Origin of the sequence: Embleya sp. NPDC020886, from assembly GCF_044333915.1 — a bacterium.
Lineage (GTDB): Bacteria > Actinomycetota > Actinomycetes > Streptomycetales > Streptomycetaceae > Embleya.
Window position 1 is genome coordinate 279036 of sequence record NZ_JBIRRX010000012.1, and the last position, 18430, is coordinate 297465.

Sequence of the window (18430 nt, forward strand, 5' to 3'; positions counted from 1 at the left end):
CTCCTCAGGACCTGTTCTCCAGGGAGGCCGGATTGCCCGCCAGCCACGCCGTACCCCGGTCGCTTCGGGGAGTGCTGCGGACGAAACCCGTGGACGCCATCCTCGAGGAGAGTTCCGACGGCGAGGACGAGGGCACCGGTGAAGGCCCGCCACTGCGGCGCACCATGGGGCTGCTCGAACTGACCTTCTTCAGCGTCGGCGCGACCCTGGGCACCGGCATCTTCGTGATCCTGGGCGAGGCGGTGCCCAAGGCCGGCCCGGCCGTGGTCATCTCGTTCGTGCTCGCGGCGGTCACCGCGCTGTTCTCGGCCCTGTCCTACGCCGAACTGGCCGGGACCATCCCGGTGTCCGGCTCGTCCTACTCCTACGCCTACGCCACGCTCGGCGAAGGCGTGGCGTGGGTGTGCGGGTGGTGTCTGCTGCTGGAGTACGGCGTGTCGATCTCCGCCGTCGCGGTCGGCTGGGGGCAGTACGTCAACGAGCTGCTCGACTCCGCGTTCGGGGTGAGCCTGCCCGACGCGATCAGCCAACCTCCGGGCGACGGCGGCACGTTCAACATCCCGGCCGTGATCGTCGTACTGCTCGCGGTGATCCTGCTGGTGCGCGGCGTCTCGGAGAGTGCCGTGGCCAACACGATCATGGTCTTCATCAAGCTGATCACCCTGGCGTTCTTCTGCGCCATCGCGTTCACCGCGTTCGAGCACGACAACCTGTCGCCGTTCGCACCGCTCGGCGTGGCCGGGATCAGCGCCGGCGCGTCCCAGGTGTTCTTCTCCTACATCGGCTTCGACGCCGCCTCCACGGCCGGCGAGGAGGCCAAGAACCCGCGCCGGGACCTGCCGTTGGCCATCCTGATCTCGCTCGGGATCGTCACGGTCGTCTACGTCGCGGTGGCCCTCGCCGCGCTCGGCGCCATGCCGTGGCAGGAGTTCGAGGGCAGCGAGGCGACCCTGGCGAAGATCGTCACCGACGTCACCGGCGGCTCCTGGGCCTCCACGATCCTGTCCGGCGGCGCGATCATCGCGATCGCCAGCGTCGTGCTGACCGTGCTCTACGGACAGACCCGGATCCTGTTCGCGATGTCCCGGGACGGCCTGATCCCGCCGATCTTCGCCAAGGTGAACCGGCGCACCCAGAGCCCGGTGGCGAACACGCTGATCACCGGCGCGTGGGTGGCCCTGCTCGCCGCACTGGTCCCGCTCGGCCGACTCACCGAAGCCACCAGCATCGGCACCCTGTTCGCGTTCATGCTGGTCAACATCGGGGTGATCGTGCTCCGTCGGACCCGACCGGACCTGCCACGCGGCTTCACCTCCCCGTTCTTCCCGATCACCCCGCTGCTGGGCGTCGGATTCTGCATCTACCTGATGGCCCGGCTGTCCGGGACCACGTGGCAGGTCTTCCTGGTCTGGATGGCGGCCGGCGTGGCGATCTACTTCCTGTACGGCTACCGCCACTCGCGTTGGCGGGCCGAGGGCGCCGACGGCGTCGAGGTGGGCCGATGAGCGGGGACGACGCGCGGATGCGAATCGTGGTGGGCTGCCAACCGGAACCGCGGGCCCGGGACGCGCTGGTGCTGGGCATGCTGCTGGCCCGGCAACTGGGCGCGAAAGTCGTACTCGCGCACGTGCGTCCGCCCGCGTCGCCCGGTGCCGGGGTCGGCGCGGTGGACGCCGAGTGGCGCGCGTTCCTGCGCGAGGAGACCGACCGGTTGCTGGACGACGCCCAGGCCCGACTCCGGGATTGGGCGCCGGAGTTGCCGGTGGAGCGGGCGATCGAGGACAACCGCGGCAGCGGTCGTGGGCTGGCCCGGATCGCCGAACGACACCGCGCCGTACTCGTGGTGATCGGCCCGGCCCCGGGCGGCCGCACCGCGCGGGTCGCCGTCGGCAGTACCGCCGATCAGCTCCTGCACGGCTCGCCGGTGCCGGTCGTGTTGGCCCCACGCGGCTTCGCCGACCATCCGCCGCCCGGCATCGCCCGCTGCACGATCGCCTACCAGCGCGAGACACACCCGAGCGGAGTGCTCACCTGTGGCGTGGAGTTCGCCCGTCGGCTGCGCGCGGATGTGCGCTTGCTCACGTTGGTGCTGCGCCCGGTGCGGCTGTACTCCGGCAGGCAGCACCAGGCCGCCGAACAGCAGGTGTTGCGCGCCGCACGCGAGCAGGCCCGGCAGGACCTCGCGGCGGCGATGACCGAGATTCCGGTGCCGGCCGACGGCGAGACCGCCGAGGGCGCCGACGTGCGCACCGCGCTGGACGCGGTCACCTGGGCGGACGACCTGCTGATCTGCGCGTCCGGTACGGTCGGCCCGGTCAAGCGGGTCTTCGTCGGCGACGCCTCGCACAAGATCGTCCGCAACGCCCGCACCCCGGTCATGGTCCTCCCGCGCGGCGTCCGTGCCGACCTCTGGGACGGCTCCCGACCCGACGCCGGCCACACACCGCCCCCGCTCAGGCCGCCGGCACCGCCGTGATCGCCGCCGCCCGCTCCGTGCCCGCGGCGCCCGCCCATCGGGTCGGCTCCGCGGCCACGTCGCGCCACCAGGGCTCCACCGTCGCGCCGTCCACCAGCGCCGGCTCGAACAGCGCACCCGGCCGCGGGATCACCAGGTCGGTGCCCAGCGCCCGGGCCGCCGCCACCGACCGCTCGGCCGGCTCCTCCCACGCGTGCGGCGCCAGGTCGAAGGTGCCCCAGTGGATCGGCAACATCAGCCCGCCGCCCAGCTCCGCGTGTGCCTGCACCGCGCCCTCCGGGTGCAGGTGCACCTCCGGCCACGCCTCCGCGTACGCCCCGGCCTGAATCATGGTCAGATCGAACGGCCCGTGCTCGCGCCCGATCTGCGCGAAGCCCGGGAACCAGCCGCTGTCCCCGCTGTGGAACACCCGGTGCTCGGGCCCGGCTACCACCCAGGACGCCCACAGCACGGTGCCGAGCACCCGGGCGCCGCGGTTGCAGTAGTGCCGGGCCGGCGTCGCGGTGAAGGTCAGCCCGGCGACCTCGCCCGCCTCGTGCCAGTCCAACTCGGTGATGCGATCCGCGGCGATGCCCCAGCGCTCCAGATGCGCGCCGATGCCCAGCGGCACCACGAACTTCGCGTCCCGCCTGCCCAGGGCCCGGATGGTGGCCATGTCGAGGTGGTCGTAGTGGTCGTGCGAGACGACCACGACATCCGGATCGGGCAGGTCGGCGAAGCGCACCGGCACCGGGTGCATCCGGGCCGGGCCGAACGCCGCCGACGGCGAACAGCGCGTGCTCCAGACCGGATCGAACAACACCCGTACGCCGTCCATCTCCACCAGCACCGTCGCGTGCCCGAGCCAGCAGGCGCGCAGCCCGGTCAGCGGCGCCCGGGCGAAGTCCAACGCGGACGCGGTGACCAGCGGAATCGCGCGGGCCGGCCGACGCAGCCCGGCCGCGGCCTTTTGCGCGCGCAACATCTTGCCGACCGCGCCGGGGCTGCCACGACGGGTCGGCACGGGATTTTGGAATGCACCGTCCCGGAAGTGCGGGGATTTGTGGATGCGGGCCAACCGCTCGCCGGCGGGTCTGGCGCCGAACACCGCGGGAGCCAAAGACGTGAAGAAGTGCCCGGCCACATGGACTCCTCGGGCAAGCGGGGCCTTCGGCCGACCGTGCTGAGGTCGGACCGGCGACCGGTGATCGGGATGAGTGGAGATTAACCCGGCCTCCGAGGCTGAAACGTCGTCCCGGGGGAGGGGCCGCACCCGGCTCGCTCCTCCCCTCGGAGTAGGGGACGGTTCGATTCCGCAACGCTTTGCCCGACAACGAACCGCTCGATCCCGGGTTGCGCCGTCCGAGTGAGCGAAACCGCACCGCGCCGGCCCGGTGGCTGTCGGCTCGCGTGAGTAGGGTCTTGACCATCGCCACGGGGGATGACGGCGCATCAGTCCCCTTGAACGGCACCCGCGTACGGCACACCTCCCGCGCCCCGCCACGAGTCTCGCGGCGGATGTCCACCACCGCGAGGTCCACCACCGCGGGCCGCAGCCGCCCGCGGCGGCAGCACGGTACGACCAGCAGTCACACATCCCGAGCACGGCAACAACAACAGCATCGACAGAGCAGCGGAGCCGAGGAGTCGTCATGGCCGAGACCCGTACCTACCTTGAGCTGTCCGAAGAAGGCGACGGCGCGCACAAGTACTACGAGGTCGTCGTCGACGGCGTCGACGTCACGGTCACGTACGGCCGGATCGGCGCCAAGGGCCAGACCAGCACGGCCACCCACCCGAGCCCGGAGAAGGCCCAGGCGGACGCGAAGAAGAAGGTCGCCGCGAAGCTGCGCAAGGGCTACGAGGCGGCCGTCCAGGGGGTGCGCCAGCCGCGCTCGATCACCCGCCGCGAGATCGTGTCCCGCCCGACCACGGCCCGCAACTCGGCGCCCGTGTTGTGGCGCTACCGCACCGGCTCCTCGGCGTTCGGCATCTTCGTGGACGCCGAGCGGGTGCTGGTCGGCAACCAGCGCGGCGACGTGTGGTTCCTCGACCACAGCGGTGTGGTGACGGGTCGCTACCAACTGCCCAACGGCGTCAAGTGCATCGTCGCGGACGACTCGTGGATCTACGCCGGGTGCGACAACGGCAACGTGTACGACGTCGGCGGCAAGGCCCCGCGCGTGGCCTACGAGATCACCGACAACATCGACATCTACTGGCTCGACATCCACGACGGCGTGTTGGGCGTGTCCGACTCCAACGGCGGCTGCACCACCATCGACCACGAGGACGAGTCGTTGTGGGCCGCGGCGACCAACGGCACCGGCGCGTGGATGGTGCGCTGCGACGAGAAGGCGATCTACCACGGACACAGCGCCGGTGTGCAGGCGTTCGCCGCCGACGACGGCAAGGAACTGTGGCGCCAGAAGACCAAGGGCAGCGTGCTCTTCGGCTGGCAGGAGCGGGACGACGTCTACGCTGGCACCTCCGGCAACAAGGTGCACCGGATCGCCAAGTCGGACGGCACGATCCGCACCACCTACGACTGCGACTCCTCGGTGTTCTCCTGCGCGACCGCCGAGAACGGCAAGTACGTGTTCGCCGGCGACAGTTCCTCGACGGTGTACTGCTTCGCCGAGGACGGCCGCCGGTTGTGGAAGCTGGGCACCACGTGCGGCTCGGCCTACTCGATGCAGTACCGCGACGAGCGGCTGTACATCGTCACCACGGACGGCTCGCTGGCCTGCATCGACGTGAGCGAGGCCGCCATCGAGGCGGCCCAGGCCGGCACCGTGCCGCAGGTGCGCGACGTCAAGGCGGCCACGATCGAGGCCGTGGTGCCGACCACCGAGGTGGCCACCACCACCGACGCGGGCACCGGCGTCGTGGTCGAGTGCGTCGACCAGGGCGGCGGCCGACTGCGGGTGCACGTGGTCACCGCGGGCTACGAGAGCGGCTGGAACGTGCAGTTCCCGAAGAACGTGCGGGTCGCCGGCGCGCGCTACGTGGTGGACGCGGTACACCCGGCCGAACGCGGCGGCTTCTACCGTGTGCGCGGCGAGATTCGCCGGCTGGTCTGAGCCGCTTCCGCGACAGCGCGGACTCGAACGCCGAAGGGCGGCGCCCCCGGATGGGAGCGCCGCCCTTCGGCGTGGTCGAACCGATCGGATCGCCGATCAGGGCTGCTTGTGCTCGGCCGGCTCGCGCTCCTCGGCGGTCCACCCGGTGAGCGGCGGAGTCGTCTCCTCGGCCTTGCGCTTGGCCATCGCCGCGACCCGCTGCTCGTGCCGGGCGCCGAAGAGCTGGGGCAGCGTCGGCGTGGTCAGGAAGCCCTCGGCCCGGGCCGCCGCGATGCCGATCCGGGGCAGCTCGCTGGCCTTGCGGAAGCAGATGTAGCGCGGCTCCCAGATCGGCCGGTACTTCTCGTTGGCCCGGTACAGCGACTCGATCTGCCACCAGCGCGAGAAGAACACCAGGACGGTGCGCCACAGTCGCAACACCGGGCCCGCGCCGAGCTTGTTGCCGCGCTCGAAGACCGAGCGGAACATCGCGAAGTTGAGCGAGATGCGCTCGATGTCGATCGGCGAGGACGGCTCGGGGACGGCCTCGGCCTCCGGCGCCGGTCGGCCCTTGCCCTTGCCCTTGGCGGGCTTGGCGTTCGCCGCCGCGTACGCCTTCGCACCCTCTATCACGTCCAGCACCATGAACTCGATCAGACCGTTGTCCGAGTCCCGGTCGCGGCGCATCAGGTCCAGCGAGACGCCCTTGCAGCCCCAGGGCACGAAGCTGAGCACCGCGCGCAGCCGACCCTCGTCGTCCATGCACTCGACCATCAGGCAGCGGCCGTCGTCGGGGTCGCCCAACCGGCCCAGCGCCATCGAGAAGCCGCGCTCGGTCTGGCCGTCCCGCCAGTGGTCGGCGAGGTCGAGCAGCTCGCGCATCTCGCCTTCGGGAATGTCCTCGTGCCGACGCACCCGGGTGGTGTACCCGGCCCGCTTGACCCGGTTGTACGCCTGCCGGACCCCACGCATCGCGCGGCCCTCCAGGCTGAACTCGGCCACCTCGACGATCGCTTCGTCACCCAGCTCCAGCGCGTCCAGCCCGTGCCGGGCGAAGATCGTGCCGGCCTCCTCGCTGGCGCCCATCACGGCCGGCACCCAGGCGCGGTCCTCGGCCTCGGCCAGCCAGCGGTCGATCGCGCCGGGCCACGCCTCGGGGTCGCCGATCGGGTCGCCGGACGCGAGCGAGACGCCGCCCACGACCCGGTAGGCGACCGCCGCCTTGCCGCTCGGCGACCACATGACCGCCTTGTCCCGACGCAGCGCGAAGTAGCCCAGCGAGTCGCGCTCGCCCTGCTTGTCGAGCAGCTCGCGCAGCAGTACCTCGTCGTCGGGAGTGAGCAACTCGCGGCCCTTGGGCGCGCGGAAGAGCACGTAAAGCACCAGCAGGAACAGCACCACGCCGGCCACGTTGATCAGGATGTCGACCCAGCGCGGCACCGACACCGAACCCAGATCGCTGTCCGGCGCGAGGGTGAAGATGCGCAGCACCGCGTACAGGATCCGGTCGCCCATGCTCGACGTGGAGATCTCGTCGGTGGCGTTGACCAGGGTCGAACCCAGGACCACACCGACCACCGCGCCGCCCGCCAGCACCAGGCCGGCCTTGAGCACGTTGCCCCGGTCGCCCTTGGCGCCGAACTCGGCGAAGCTCAGCAGCAGCGCGACGCAGATCAGCAGGGTGATGATCGTCGAGGACCAGTTGAACGGGTGTTGGCGCAGGTCGTCGAACCACAGCGCCCAGATGTAGACGCCGGTGGACGGGACCAGCAGGATCGCCGTGAACGCCCAGGCGGCCCGCTTGCGTCGGCCGAGCATGATGGCGAGGAACGCGGCGAGCGCCGCCGACGTGAAACCGGACGTGACCAGGAACGGGGTGTAGTACTCGCCGGTGTCGTGGTGGCGAACCCGGTCACGCAGCGGGACCGAGATCGCGGACACGAAGTCGAGCGCCGCCACGATCCGCAGGTACCAGATCAACACCCCCGCCGAGATCCCGCGCACGCGCTCGGCGGCCGGGGTGCCGGTGCCGTTCTTGTTGTGGCCGTTCGCGGCGGCCCGCGTCGTGGCAGACACCGTGCTCCTCGATTGTGGGGTGGTGGAAGGGTCTCCTGTGTCTTATGTCCAGGATTGCGACTCTTCGTAACGCTCGCACAACAGCGTAGACATGCACCAAGAAATTTGGATGCGCACGATGGCCCTTTGTACGTCATCCCACGGAGGGATACCCGATCGTTTGCTACTCCCAATGGTGGAGACGCACGGTTCGGACATACGGCGGGGCCGGTGCGGCATCAATGGACACGCCGCACCGGCCCCGCCGGTTTCACTGGGATTCCAACCCGATCGATCAGCCGCCCAGCGGGAGACCGCCGAGGGCGGACGTGCTGGGCAGGGACGGCGCCGCGGGCAGCCCGCCACCGGTGAGTTGACCGGCGGCGGGGGCCGCCTGGCCGACCGTCTGACCGGCGGCGGGGGCGGCCACGGCGGCGGTCTCGCCGAGCGTCCTGTTCGCGTTGACGGCGGTGGTGCCGGCCGTCTGACCTGCGGTCTTGGTGGCCGCGGGGAGGGTCTTCGAGGCCGTTCCACCCGCCGCGTCGCCGGCACTCTCGGACGCCGCGGGGAGCTTGTCGGCGACGCCGCCGACGTCCGGCTGGGTCAGTGCGCCGAGGCCACCCGTGGGCAGGTCCGCCGCGTGCGCGGCCGACGCGCCGATGATCGGCGCGGCGCCCGCGGCGATCAGCAGTGCGGCCTGGGCTACGCGGCGCGAGATGTGCGTCATGGTGCTCCTCGTGGTGTTGCTGAAGGTCGGGCCCCTCCGGCACCGACCACAGTGACTACCGCTCGAAGCACCTTCGAGTTGCGGGCATAGTTGGCAAAGTATTGGTAATGGCAAGGCGTGCCGTCACTATTTGTGACTGACCGGCTGTTTGTCGGGATCGTCGCGTGGATCGGAATCGTCCCGCTTTGACTCCGGCGAACGGGTGACCACCACCGACTCGCCGATCTGGGCCGGCACCGCCGGGTTGGTCCCGTCGGCGGACCCGGCCCCGACCCCGGCCGCGATCGGCACCGCGGGCGGCTCCACCGAGAAGGCCGAGCGCCCGGTGAGCAGGTACTGGACCGCGAAGCCGAGGCCGACCACGGCGGCGCCGCCGACCGCGTCCATGATCCAGTGGTTCGCGGTGCCCATCACCACCAGCGTGGTGGACAGCGGATAGAGCAGACCCAGCCAGCGCCAGCCCTTGGGGGCGATGGCCAGGATCATCAGGCCGCACCACAACGACCAGCCCACGTGCAGCGAGGGCATCGCCGCGTACTGGTTGGAGATCTTGGTGAGCGCGCCGAAGTTCGGATTGTTCAGGTCCTGCACGCCGTGCACGGTGTCGATGTAGTCGTAGCCGGGCATCAGTCGCGGCGGCGCGAGCGGGTAGAGCCAGAAGCCGACCAGGCCGGTGATCGTGGCCACGCTCAGTACGGTGCGGGCCGAGCGGTACGCGGCGGGCTTGCGGATGTACAGGATCGCCAGGATGGTCAGCGGCACGACGAAGTGGAACGTCTCGTAGAAGAAGTTCATGCCGTTCTCGAGCCAGCCGATCTTCGCCACGAAGTGGTTCAGAGCGTGCTCGACGTCGATGTACAGGAACTTCTCCAGGTCGATGATCTGCTGCCCGTGCGTCTCGGCGACCCGGCGCTGATCGGGCACCGAGGCCCGGATGAACGAGTAGACCTGGTAGCCGACCCGGATCATCAGCAGTTCGAGCAGCAGGTTGGGCCGGGACAGCGGACGCCAGCCGAACGGCAGCGCCGGGATCCAGGAGAACCGGCTCTGCGCGGTGGCTCCCTGCGGCATCGCCTGCGGGTTCCATTTGTTCGAGGCCCGGGTGATGAACGGCACCACGCACGCCGAGGCGATCGCGAGCAACAGCGGCCCGTTGTCGGCGATCGTCCGCACGGCGGCCAACTTGCCCCAGATCAGCGTCTTGCTGTCGAACGTCATGATCATGAAGACCGCGACCGGCCACACCATGCGGTCGGTCTGCCGGGCGCCCAGGCGACCGGCGGCGGCGAGCAGGATCCACAACTGCTGGTGCTGCCAGGACACCGGCGCCACCGCGACCATCACACAGCCGGCCAGCGCGACGCCGAGCAGCGCCTGCCCGTCCTTGGCGTAGGCCACCGCGCGCGGCAGGCCGAACCACAACACCGCCGCGGACAGCAGCACCACGAGCGCGATCTCCAGCGGCCCGGACAGCCCGATCCGCAGCAGCAGGCCGTGCAGCGACTGGTTGGACAACGCGTCGGCGTCGCCGCCCAGACCCGCGCCCGCGACATGGTGCACCCAGTACGCGAACGAGTCGCGCGGCATGGTGATCCAGGCCAGCGCGGTGCAGGCCAGGAAGGTGGCGGTCGCGTTCGCGGCGGCACGCTGTTTGCCGGTCATCCACAGGTACACGGCGAACAGCAACATCGCCGGGTGCAGCGCCGCGGCGACACCCGCGGCGATCGAGGCGAGCTTGCCCGGAGCGGGTTTGAGCATCGCGGGCAGCACGAGCAACACCGGGAGCAGGCTCATCTGACCGAGCGAGAGGTTGCCCCGAACCGGCAGCGACATCACCAGGAGGCTGATGATCAGCGGGGCCGCGAGCAGCCGCGCGCGACGCGTGCGAAACGCCGGCAGGGCGTACGCGACCAGCACGCCGATGGCGACCACTATCAGCAGCGTCACGATCGTCCACGCGACGCCCAACGCGTTCTCCGCCGCGTTGGTGAGCGGACGCAGCACCCAGCCGGCGAACGGTGTGCCGCTGAACGTGGTGCCGCGCGAGTCGGTGTCGTACAGCGAGCCGGGCAGGTGCAGGACACCCTCGGGGCCGAGCCAGGCGTCCAACTCCGGCAGCCTGCGGTCCTGGGGTCGGTCGAGTACCTCGTTGGCCTGTCGGACGGCGACGCATGCGGCGAGCAGCCACAGACCCACCAGGGCCAGGGAGAGCCTGGTCCGTCGTATGTCCAGCAGCCGGCGAACGCCTGCCCTCACCATGTGCGACTTCTCCCGTTTTCCGTGTCTTGTCGCCCGATGGTCCTCGATCCGTGGCGAGGCCATCCGGTTGCCACGCTCCGGACACCTTGTCACCGCCCGGGCGTGACCGAAAGCGGAGGGGTCCTCGCCGAACCCGCGCCGTACGCTCGGGGACGGCATGGAACACATCGCCGAATCGACGAGGGGCGAGAAACAACAATGGTGCCGCAGGACGCGACGACGCGGACGCACGAGTCCCCCGAGGGGCTCATCCCGGTCTCCTTTCGTCAGGCCGGATCAACCGACATCCCTGCCCTGGTGGAGCTGATCGAGTCCGCCTATCGCGGAGACGAGAGTCGGCGGGGCTGGACCACCGAGGCGCACCTCCTGGAGGGGCAACGCACCGACGTCGACGGCGTCGCGGCGGTGGTCGAGGGGGCCGACAGTGTGATGTGGATCGCCGAGCGCGAGGGCGCGCTGCTCGGTTGTTGTCAGTTGGAGCGCCGCGCGGACTCGGTCGTCTACTTCGGGATGTTCGCGATCCGACCGGGCCGGCAAGGCGGCGGCCTGGGCCGGTCGTTGCTGGCCGAGGCCGAGCGGGTCGCGGTGCGGCGGTGGGACGGCAAGCGCATGCAGATGACCGTCATCCGCCAGCGCGAGGAGTTGATCGCCTGGTACGAGCGGCGCGGCTTCGCCCGAACCGGCGTGTCGACGCCGTTCCCCTATGGCAACGAACGGTTCGGCAGGCCGCTGCGCGACGACCTGGAGTTCGAGTTGCTGACCAAGGACCTGTGCTGACCGAAACCGGTGCCGGCCGCTGCGGCACGCCGGGTCGATTCGGGATTCCCCTCGATTCGATGTGCTCTCGGGCCGGACTTCGGTGGATCCCCGCCGGGGCGTCGCGATCGTGACAGCATGGGTGTTCGGGGATATTTCGGCCCCGGCACCGGTCGATCGGGGGATTCGAAGCCGTGTCGCACCACGAACCGCCACCGCCCCATTCGCAACGACCCGGGCAGCCGCCCCCGCCCACCCAGCGCGGCGGCCGGCGCGGCAACCCGTTGATCACGCTGGTGATCGCGCTCGTGGTGGTGGCGGCCGTGGTGACCGCGATCATCCTGATCGCCCGCGGGGACGACGGCGACGACAGCCCGGGCAAGACCCCCACGACCCGGGCGCCCCAACAACCGGGCCTGCCTTCGGGACTGCCGTCCGGACTGCTCCCCTCGGGGCTGGACATCCCCTCGGACCTGCTGCCGGACCTCGGCTAGGACGGCTTGCGGATCCGACGGTGCCCGCCGTCGGGCCCGGTGCCGGTCGTGCCGGGCGCGTGGCTGCTCGCGTTGCGGCACTCGGGTGATTCCTCGGCCGGCCCCGGGTCGGGTCGGCCGTTTCCGGGCGTTCACTGCCTACTGTCGGCTGGCATGGCCAAGCTGATGATCGGATCGTCCGTCCTGCTCCTGCTCGCCGGCGTCGTGGGTGCCGGCCTGGTCGTGTTGCCGGCCGCACCCGCCGCGGCGGTCGAGGACCGCGTCTGGGACCGGATCGCCGACTGCGAGAGCAGCGGTCGCTGGGACCTGAACACCGGGAACGGCTACTACGGCGGGCTGCAGATCCTGCCGAGCACCTGGGACGAGGCGGGCGGGCAGGAGTACGCCACGCGCCCGGATCGGGCCACCCGCCGGGAGCAGATCACCGTCGCCGAGGAGATCCTGCGGCTGCAGGGCTGGGAGGCGTGGCCGCAGTGCGCCCGACAGGTCGGGCTGCTCGGGGCGACCTACACGGTCCAGGAGGGCGACACCCTGTCCTCGATCGCGCGCGACCTGGGCGTGATCGGCGGCTGGCAGGCGTTGTACGCGGCGAACAGCGACGTGATCGGCCCGGATCCGGACCGACTCCTGCCCGGCACCGTCCTGGACGTGCCGAAGGCCGCTCGTAGGAGCGGCCCTCGATTGATGCGGATCATCGGATGATCGGTGCTCACGACTGGGATCGAACCAGTGACTTCCTCGGTGTGAACGAGGCGCTCTCCCGCTGAGCTACGCGAGCCTGCGTAGGTTTCGTGCACATCCTAACCAGTAGTGCGCGAGTGGGTCGCCCCCTCCCCGTGACGGGGCGGCCCGCTCGTACGTTCCGCCCTTCGGCGAAGGCTCCACAGTGCCGCCGAACGCCGCTGCGGTTCAACCGGTTTTCCGCCGCCGGGACGAGTGTGCCGCGCCACCAGCAGACCGCAGACGCCGAGCACCAGGGTGAGCGTCGGCGCGGGCCGGCGCAGCAGCCCGACCACGTCCAGGTCGGCCGAGAATCCGTCCCGACGGGCGGCCGCCAGACACAGGACCGCCCCGGCCACCGCGCAGACCGCGCAGGCGGCGAGCGCGGTCGGGACCGGCCGGCTCCGGTCGGTACGGCGAACTGTCACGGTGACTCCAGGACGGCTGTGCAGCGTTTCCTCCAGCCTGGCCCGACGACCCCCGGCGAACCAGGTAGGTGCCTGGCGGATCAGGGGTGGGGCCAGCCCCACCCCCCGGCCGGATCGGCCCGAACTCCCGCCCTGTCGGTGCCGTGTGCCTATCCTGGGCTGCCCGTGTGACCGCCGACCGGAGGCGCCCCGCTCGATGAAGCTGCTGCACGCCGCCGATCTGCACATCGACAGCCCGCTGCGGGGGCTCTCCGGCTACGAGGGAGCGCCCGCGACCCGCATTCGCGGCGCGGCCCGCGACGCGGTGGTCAACCTGGTGGACCTGGCCCTGGCCGAGGAAGTCGACGCGGTGTTGCTCGCGGGCGACATCTACGACGGCGACTGGAAGGACTACCACACGGGTCTGTTCTTCACCGTGCAGATGCGTCGCCTGGCCGAGGCCGGGATCCCGGTCCTGCTGGTCGCGGGCAACCACGACGCGGACAGTCGGATCACCCGCGAACTGCGACTGCCCGCCAACGTGCACCGGTTCTCCACCGCGCGTGCGGAGACCGTCGCGTTCGAGGATCTCGGCCTGGCCGTGCACGGCCAGGGCTTCGCGGTCCGGGACGTGACCGACAACCTCGCGGTGAGCTACCCGGCGCCGCGCGGTGGGATGTTCAACGTCGGACTGCTGCACACCGCGCTGACCGGCGCGGACGGGCACGCGAACTACGCCCCGTGCAGCGTCGGCGACCTGGTCGCCCGCGGCTACGACTACTGGGCGCTCGGCCATGTGCACACGCGCGCGGTGGTGCACGAGGCCGAGCCGTGGATCGTCTTCCCGGGCAACACACAGGGCCGGCACGCCCGGGAGACCGGGCCCAAGGGCGCGACGCTGATCACCGTCGACGGCGACCGGGGGCGGGCCGTGATCGAGCACCGCGACCTCGACGTGGTGCGCTGGGCTCGGCTGGAGGTGGACGCCACCGGGGCGACCGGGGTCGAGGACGTGCTGGGCTCGGTCCGTCGGCACCTGGCCGACGCACGGGCCGCGGCCGGCGACCGGTTGTTGGCCGCGCGGGTGGCGATCGTCGGCGCCAGCGACGCGCACGAGGCGCTGTGGCGGGACGAACGCCGGTTCGTCTTCGAGACCCGCGCCCTGGCCGCCGAGTTCTCCGGGGTGTGGCTGGAAAAGATCCGGCTGGAGACCCGGCACCGCGATCTGGGCGACGCCGGCGTCGAGTTGCCCACGCTGGTGGAGGACTTGGCGCGCACCGCCAAGGCACTGCGCGCCGACCCCACCGCGCTGGAACACCTGGTCCGGGCCGTGCCGGGGCTGCGCACCCTCGACCCCAAGGTGGCCGAGGAGGGCATCGCGCCTGCGGACCCGACCTGGCGCGCGGACATCTTCGACCAGGCGGTCGACCTGCTCACCGCGCTGGTCACCGGGACCGACGGGGAGTCCGGATGAGAATCGACCGACTCGACCTGTTCGCGTTCGGCTGCTTCACCGACCGGCACATCGAGCTGGGCGCACCGGGCGTGCATGTGATCTGCGGCCCGAACGAGGCCGGCAAGTCCACCGTGCGCCACGCCCTGGACCAACTCCTGTACGGGATGGACCGGCAGACCTCGTACGACTTCGTGCACGCGATGCGCGACCTCAGGCTCGGCGCGCTGGTGCGCGACGAGCACGGCGGCGTGCTGGACGTGGTGCGGCACAAGCGGGACAAGAACCCGCTCACCCGCGCGGACGGCACGGTGCTCGCCGAGACCGAGCTGACCCGGGTGCTCGCGGGCGTGAGCCGGGACGACTTCCGGCACGTGTTCGCGCTGGACCACGCCGGCCTGCGCGAGGGCGGGGTCGAACTGCTGCGCGGCGAGGGCGACATCGGGCGGGCCCTGTTCGAGTCGCGCTCTTCGGCCCGGCTCGGCGAGGTGCTGACCCGCCTGGAGGAGCGCGCCGACGCGCTGTACAAGACGCGCGGGAAGAACCAGCGGATCAACGCCGGGCTGACCGAGTTGGGCAGGCTGCGCAAGCGGGTCCAGGACGACGGCCTGGCCCCCTCGGAGTTCGGCGAGGCGGTCAAGGAGGCTCGGCGCGCCGAGGAGGAGCGGGACCGGCTCGGCCGCGATCGCAGCGACGCGCGGGCCGCGGCGAACCGGCTGGATCGCATCCGGCAGGCGCTTCCGGTGCTGGCCCGGCACGGTGCGCTGGCCGCCGAGCGGGCCGAGTTGCTGGCCGAGGGCCCGCCGGTCGCCGCCGACCTCGCGGCCCGACTCGCCGCCCTGGACGAACGTGCCCGCGAGGTGGCGGCGGAGGGTGACCGGCTCGCCCGGGACCTGGCCGAGGCCCGGCTCGAATCGGCCGAGGTGGTGGTGGACCGGGAGCTGTCGGCGCATGCCGCCGAGGTGGACGCGCTGCACGCGGACGTCGCGGCCGTTCGCGACGCGGTGGACCTGGCCGCCGAGGCCGATGCCGAGGCGTCGGCGGCTCGGGCCGGCGCCGCCGACCTGCTGGCCCGGGTGCGCCCGGATCGAGCCCTCGACGATCCCACCGCGTACGACGTGCCGGCCGGCGTGGGCGAACGGGTGACCGAGCTGCGCGATCGGCTCAAGATGTGCGAGGCCCGGCTCGCCGGCGCCGCCGAGCAGGTCGCGCATCGTCGGGCCCGGCTGGACGCGGCCCGCGCGGCCTGTGACCTGATCCCCGAGCCCGGCGACCCGGCCGCGTTGCGCGCGCTGCGTCGGGCCGTGCCGGGCAGCCTGGTCGAGGACGTCGTCCGGGACGAGCAGCGGGTGGCCGAGCTGGAACACGAAGCGGCCGATCTGCGCGCCCGGCACGATCTGCACGATCCGGCCCTGTTCGCCGACGACCACGCGGCGCGGTTGAAGCTGCCCGGCCGGGAGCGGGTCGCCGAGCACGTGGAGCAGCTCGCCCGGGCCCTGGACGAACTGCACACGATCACCAGGGCGCAGGACGCGGCGGTGGCCGAGCACGACGAGCGGCGCCGCGAATGGGCCGTGTCGGCCCTGGCCGATCCGCCGCCCACGCCTGCGGACTGGGCCGCCGCCCGTGCCGAGCGCGATCGGTTGTGGACGCAGATCTGCGCGAGCCCGCCGCTGACCGACGACCGGATCGACGCGTTCGAGCAGGCGGTCGGGGCCGCCGACGAGATCGCCGAGCGGATCGCCCGCCGGGCCGAGGACGCGGTTCGGCGCGGCCGGCTCCAGGTGGACCTGGAACACGACGAACGCACGCTGGCCCGGCTGGCCGAGCGGCGGCAGGAGGCGAGTGCGCGTCGGGACGAACTGGCGGCGGGCTGGGTGCGGACCTGGGCGGCCGGCGGGCTGCCCGCGCCCGACCCGCACGACGCCGCCGCGTTGCTGGACGCGATCCGGGAGCTGGCCCGGGTCGAGGTCGAGGCGCGCACGGCGCGGGCCAGGCTGGCCGCCGGTCGCGAGCGCGCCGCCGAGTTGGTGACCGCGTTTCGTACCGCGCTGGCCGAATCCGGCGCACCGACCACGACGGGCACGCTGGCCGCGCTGATCGAACAGGCCGACGCCCGCCGCGACGCGCTCGCCGACGCGGCGCGGGTGCGCGAGAGCGCGCTGGCGGCCGTGCGCGAGGCAGAGGCCGAACTCGCCGAGGCGGGCGCGGAGTCGGACCGGGCCCGGGACGAGCGCGCCGCGTGGGAGCGGCGCTGGCACGACCTGGTGCACGGCCTGGACCTGCCCGAGGGCGACCCCGACACGGTCGCCGCCGCGGTGGGCACCCTGGCCGGCGTCGCGGCGGCGGTCGGCCACGCGGCCGAGGCGGACCAGCGCCGGGTTCGCGCGGCCGAGCGGGTGGCCGGGTTCGACGCGCGCGTGGCCGAGGTGTTCGCCGCCTGCGGACGCCCGGTGCCCGGTGCGGACGGCGGTCGGCCGGCGTTCGCGGCGGTGCGCGCGTTGCACGAGGAGCTGACCGCGGCCCGCGGCGCCGAGGATGCCGGCGATCGGATCGCCGAGCGCATCGCCCGGCTGGAGCTCGCGGTGGCGGCCGGGCGCGCGGCTATCGAGCAGATCGCGGGCGAACTCGCCGCGCTGGTCGCCGCGGCCGGCACCGCCGACGCCGACGAACTGCGCCGCGCGGTGGGGCGATCGGCCCGGCTGCGCGAGATCGAGCGGGCCCTCGCCGAGCATCGCGAGTTGCTGACACCGGAGGTCGAACAGGAGGTCGCGCGGCACGCGGGCGAGGAACTCGACGTGGAGATCGAGGACGCCGCGCGTCGTGTCGAGGAGGCCGAGACCGCCTACGCGGCGGCGGGCGAGACGCTCGGTCGGCGCCGGCAGATCCTGCTGGAGATGGAACGCGAGTCGACGGCCGCCGCCCGGGCGCAGGAGGAGGCGGCCGGCACGGTGGCGGCGATCGCCGAGGACACCGAGGAGTTCGTCCGGTTGCGGCTGGCCCGCGAGGTGCTGCTGCGTTGCATGGAGGACTACCGCAAACAGAACCAGGCCCCGGTGCTGGCCCGCGCGGAGGAGGTCTTCACCGCACTCACCGCGGGCCGTTTCGATCGGCTGCTCGTGGAGACCGACGGCCGCAAGGGTGCCCCGGTGTTGCGCGCGCGCCGCGCCGGCGGCTCCTCGTCGGCCGCGGCGGACGCCGTCGGCAGCGCTTTCGCGGCCGGGTCGGTCGGCGTGGACGAGATGAGCGAGGGCACCCGCGATCAGCTGTATCTGGCGCTGCGGCTGGCCTCGTTGGACGCGTACGCGGATGCCGGCCGGGCGATGCCGATCGTGCTCGACGACATCGCGATGACCTTCGACGACGGGCGGACCCGGGCGATGCTCGCGGTGCTGGACGCGATGGCCGACCGGTTCCAGGTGGTGCTGTTCACCCACCACCCGCACCTGGGTCGGCTGGCCGTGGACACGCTCGCGCCGGGCCGCGCCCACGTGCACGAACTGCCGGTCTACGCGGCCCGATCGGTGACGGGCGAGCCGGCGGCGGGGTGAGCGGGCGGGCCTGCCGGGGGCGGGGTCAGGCGGTCATCGCGAGTCGAAAGCGCACACACTTGCCACCGGGTTCGGGGACCGACTCCCAGCCGTCCGAGAGCGATTCGACCAGCAGCAGGCCGCGACCGGTGGTGTCGTCGTCGCCGGCCTCGACCACCTGTGGCGTCCGGGTGTCCGTGTCGTGCACCTCGATCCAGACGCAGGCGGCGCCGTCGGGGGCGCGATCTCGGCGGACCACGACGCTGAACGGGCGTCCCAGGCCCGCGTGGCGTACGGCATTGGTCGCCAGTTCGGAGGCGAGGAGTACGGCGATGTCGGACAACGAGTCGAGGTCCCAGACCGTCAGTGCCACGCGGACATGCTCCCGCACGGCGGACACGCAGGCGGGCATCGCCGGCAGCGTGATGGTCGGGCTGACCTCGTCCTCTGCATCCGCCACTTCCGGATCGGCCAGGGTGGTCATGCAGCTACCTCCTGTTGCGTGGGCTGCG

At 72.1% G+C, this 18430-nt stretch carries 14 protein-coding genes and 1 tRNA gene; 8 read left to right on the top strand and 7 right to left on the bottom strand.

The window, feature by feature from the left end:
* Positions 1–11: 11 nt before the first annotated feature.
* Positions 12–1505, top strand: coding sequence for an amino acid permease (locus ACH4U8_RS34315; protein ID WP_395782371.1), 1494 nt, complete (start codon positions 12–14; stop codon positions 1503–1505).
* On the top strand, positions 1502–2476 hold the full coding sequence (locus ACH4U8_RS34320) for a universal stress protein (protein WP_395782350.1): 975 nt from the start codon (positions 1502–1504) through the stop codon (positions 2474–2476). The genes ACH4U8_RS34315 and ACH4U8_RS34320 overlap by 4 nt, the downstream gene beginning before the upstream one ends.
* Here ACH4U8_RS34320 and ACH4U8_RS34325 read toward each other — a convergent pair.
* The gene (locus tag ACH4U8_RS34325) at positions 2454–3479 is read right to left on the bottom strand and encodes an MBL fold metallo-hydrolase (protein ID WP_395782351.1); all 1026 of its coding nucleotides are present in this window, start codon (positions 3477–3479) and stop codon (positions 2454–2456) included. The genes ACH4U8_RS34320 and ACH4U8_RS34325 overlap by 23 nt on opposite strands.
* Before the next feature lie 628 nt (positions 3480–4107).
* Here ACH4U8_RS34325 and ACH4U8_RS34330 point away from each other — a divergent pair.
* A complete protein-coding gene (locus ACH4U8_RS34330; protein WP_360311116.1) occupies positions 4108–5538 on the top strand; it encodes a WGR domain-containing protein in 1431 nt (476 codons plus the stop codon).
* A gap of 96 nt (positions 5539–5634) precedes the next feature.
* Here the strand turns inward: ACH4U8_RS34330 and ACH4U8_RS34335 are convergent, their stop codons facing one another.
* The 3 genes from ACH4U8_RS34335 to ACH4U8_RS34345 form a co-directional block, all read right to left on the bottom strand.
* A complete protein-coding gene (locus tag ACH4U8_RS34335) occupies positions 5635–7593 on the bottom strand; it encodes a phosphatidylglycerol lysyltransferase domain-containing protein (RefSeq protein ID WP_395782352.1) in 1959 nt (652 codons plus the stop codon).
* A gap of 274 nt (positions 7594–7867) precedes the next feature.
* Complete coding sequence (locus ACH4U8_RS34340) at positions 7868–8299, bottom strand: ATP-binding protein (protein WP_395782353.1); 432 nt, start codon at positions 8297–8299, stop codon at positions 7868–7870.
* 126 nt (positions 8300–8425) lie between these two features.
* Positions 8426–10558 carry a bifunctional glycosyltransferase 87/phosphatase PAP2 family protein gene (locus ACH4U8_RS34345; RefSeq protein ID WP_395782354.1) on the bottom strand — a complete coding sequence of 711 codons (2133 nt, stop codon included), beginning with the start codon at positions 10556–10558 and terminating at the stop codon, positions 8426–8428.
* A gap of 198 nt (positions 10559–10756) precedes the next feature.
* On the opposite strand from ACH4U8_RS34345, the gene ACH4U8_RS34350 reads away from it, so the two are divergent.
* The 3 genes from ACH4U8_RS34350 (at position 10757) to ACH4U8_RS34360 (ending at position 12510) form a co-directional block, all read left to right on the top strand.
* Positions 10757–11335, top strand: coding sequence for a GNAT family N-acetyltransferase (locus tag ACH4U8_RS34350; protein WP_360311108.1), 579 nt, complete (start codon positions 10757–10759; stop codon positions 11333–11335).
* 173 nt (positions 11336–11508) lie between these two features.
* Positions 11509–11808 (top strand): hypothetical protein, encoded by a 300-nt coding sequence (locus ACH4U8_RS34355; RefSeq protein WP_360311106.1) that lies wholly within the window; start codon positions 11509–11511, stop codon positions 11806–11808.
* Between the two features lie 153 nt (positions 11809–11961).
* On the top strand, positions 11962–12510 hold the full coding sequence (locus ACH4U8_RS34360) for a transglycosylase family protein (RefSeq protein ID WP_360311104.1): 549 nt from the start codon (positions 11962–11964) through the stop codon (positions 12508–12510).
* A 4-nt stretch (positions 12511–12514) separates the two neighbouring features.
* Here ACH4U8_RS34360 and ACH4U8_RS34365 read toward each other — a convergent pair.
* A tRNA-Val gene (locus ACH4U8_RS34365) sits at positions 12515–12586 on the bottom strand.
* Between the two features lie 22 nt (positions 12587–12608).
* The gene (locus ACH4U8_RS34370) at positions 12609–12956 is read right to left on the bottom strand and encodes a hypothetical protein (RefSeq protein ID WP_395782355.1); all 348 of its coding nucleotides are present in this window, start codon (positions 12954–12956) and stop codon (positions 12609–12611) included.
* A 196-nt stretch (positions 12957–13152) separates the two neighbouring features.
* Between ACH4U8_RS34370 and ACH4U8_RS34375 the strand changes: the two genes are divergently transcribed.
* On the top strand, positions 13153–14409 hold the full coding sequence (locus ACH4U8_RS34375) for an exonuclease SbcCD subunit D (protein WP_395782356.1): 1257 nt from the start codon (positions 13153–13155) through the stop codon (positions 14407–14409).
* Positions 14406–17939 (top strand): AAA family ATPase, encoded by a 3534-nt coding sequence (locus ACH4U8_RS34380; protein ID WP_395782357.1) that lies wholly within the window; start codon positions 14406–14408, stop codon positions 17937–17939. The genes ACH4U8_RS34375 and ACH4U8_RS34380 overlap by 4 nt, the downstream gene beginning before the upstream one ends.
* Before the next feature lie 25 nt (positions 17940–17964).
* Here ACH4U8_RS34380 and ACH4U8_RS34385 read toward each other — a convergent pair whose 3' ends face one another.
* On the bottom strand, positions 17965–18402 hold the full coding sequence (locus tag ACH4U8_RS34385; protein WP_360311096.1) for an ATP-binding protein: 438 nt from the start codon (positions 18400–18402) through the stop codon (positions 17965–17967).
* Positions 18403–18430: the final 28 nt, after the last annotated feature.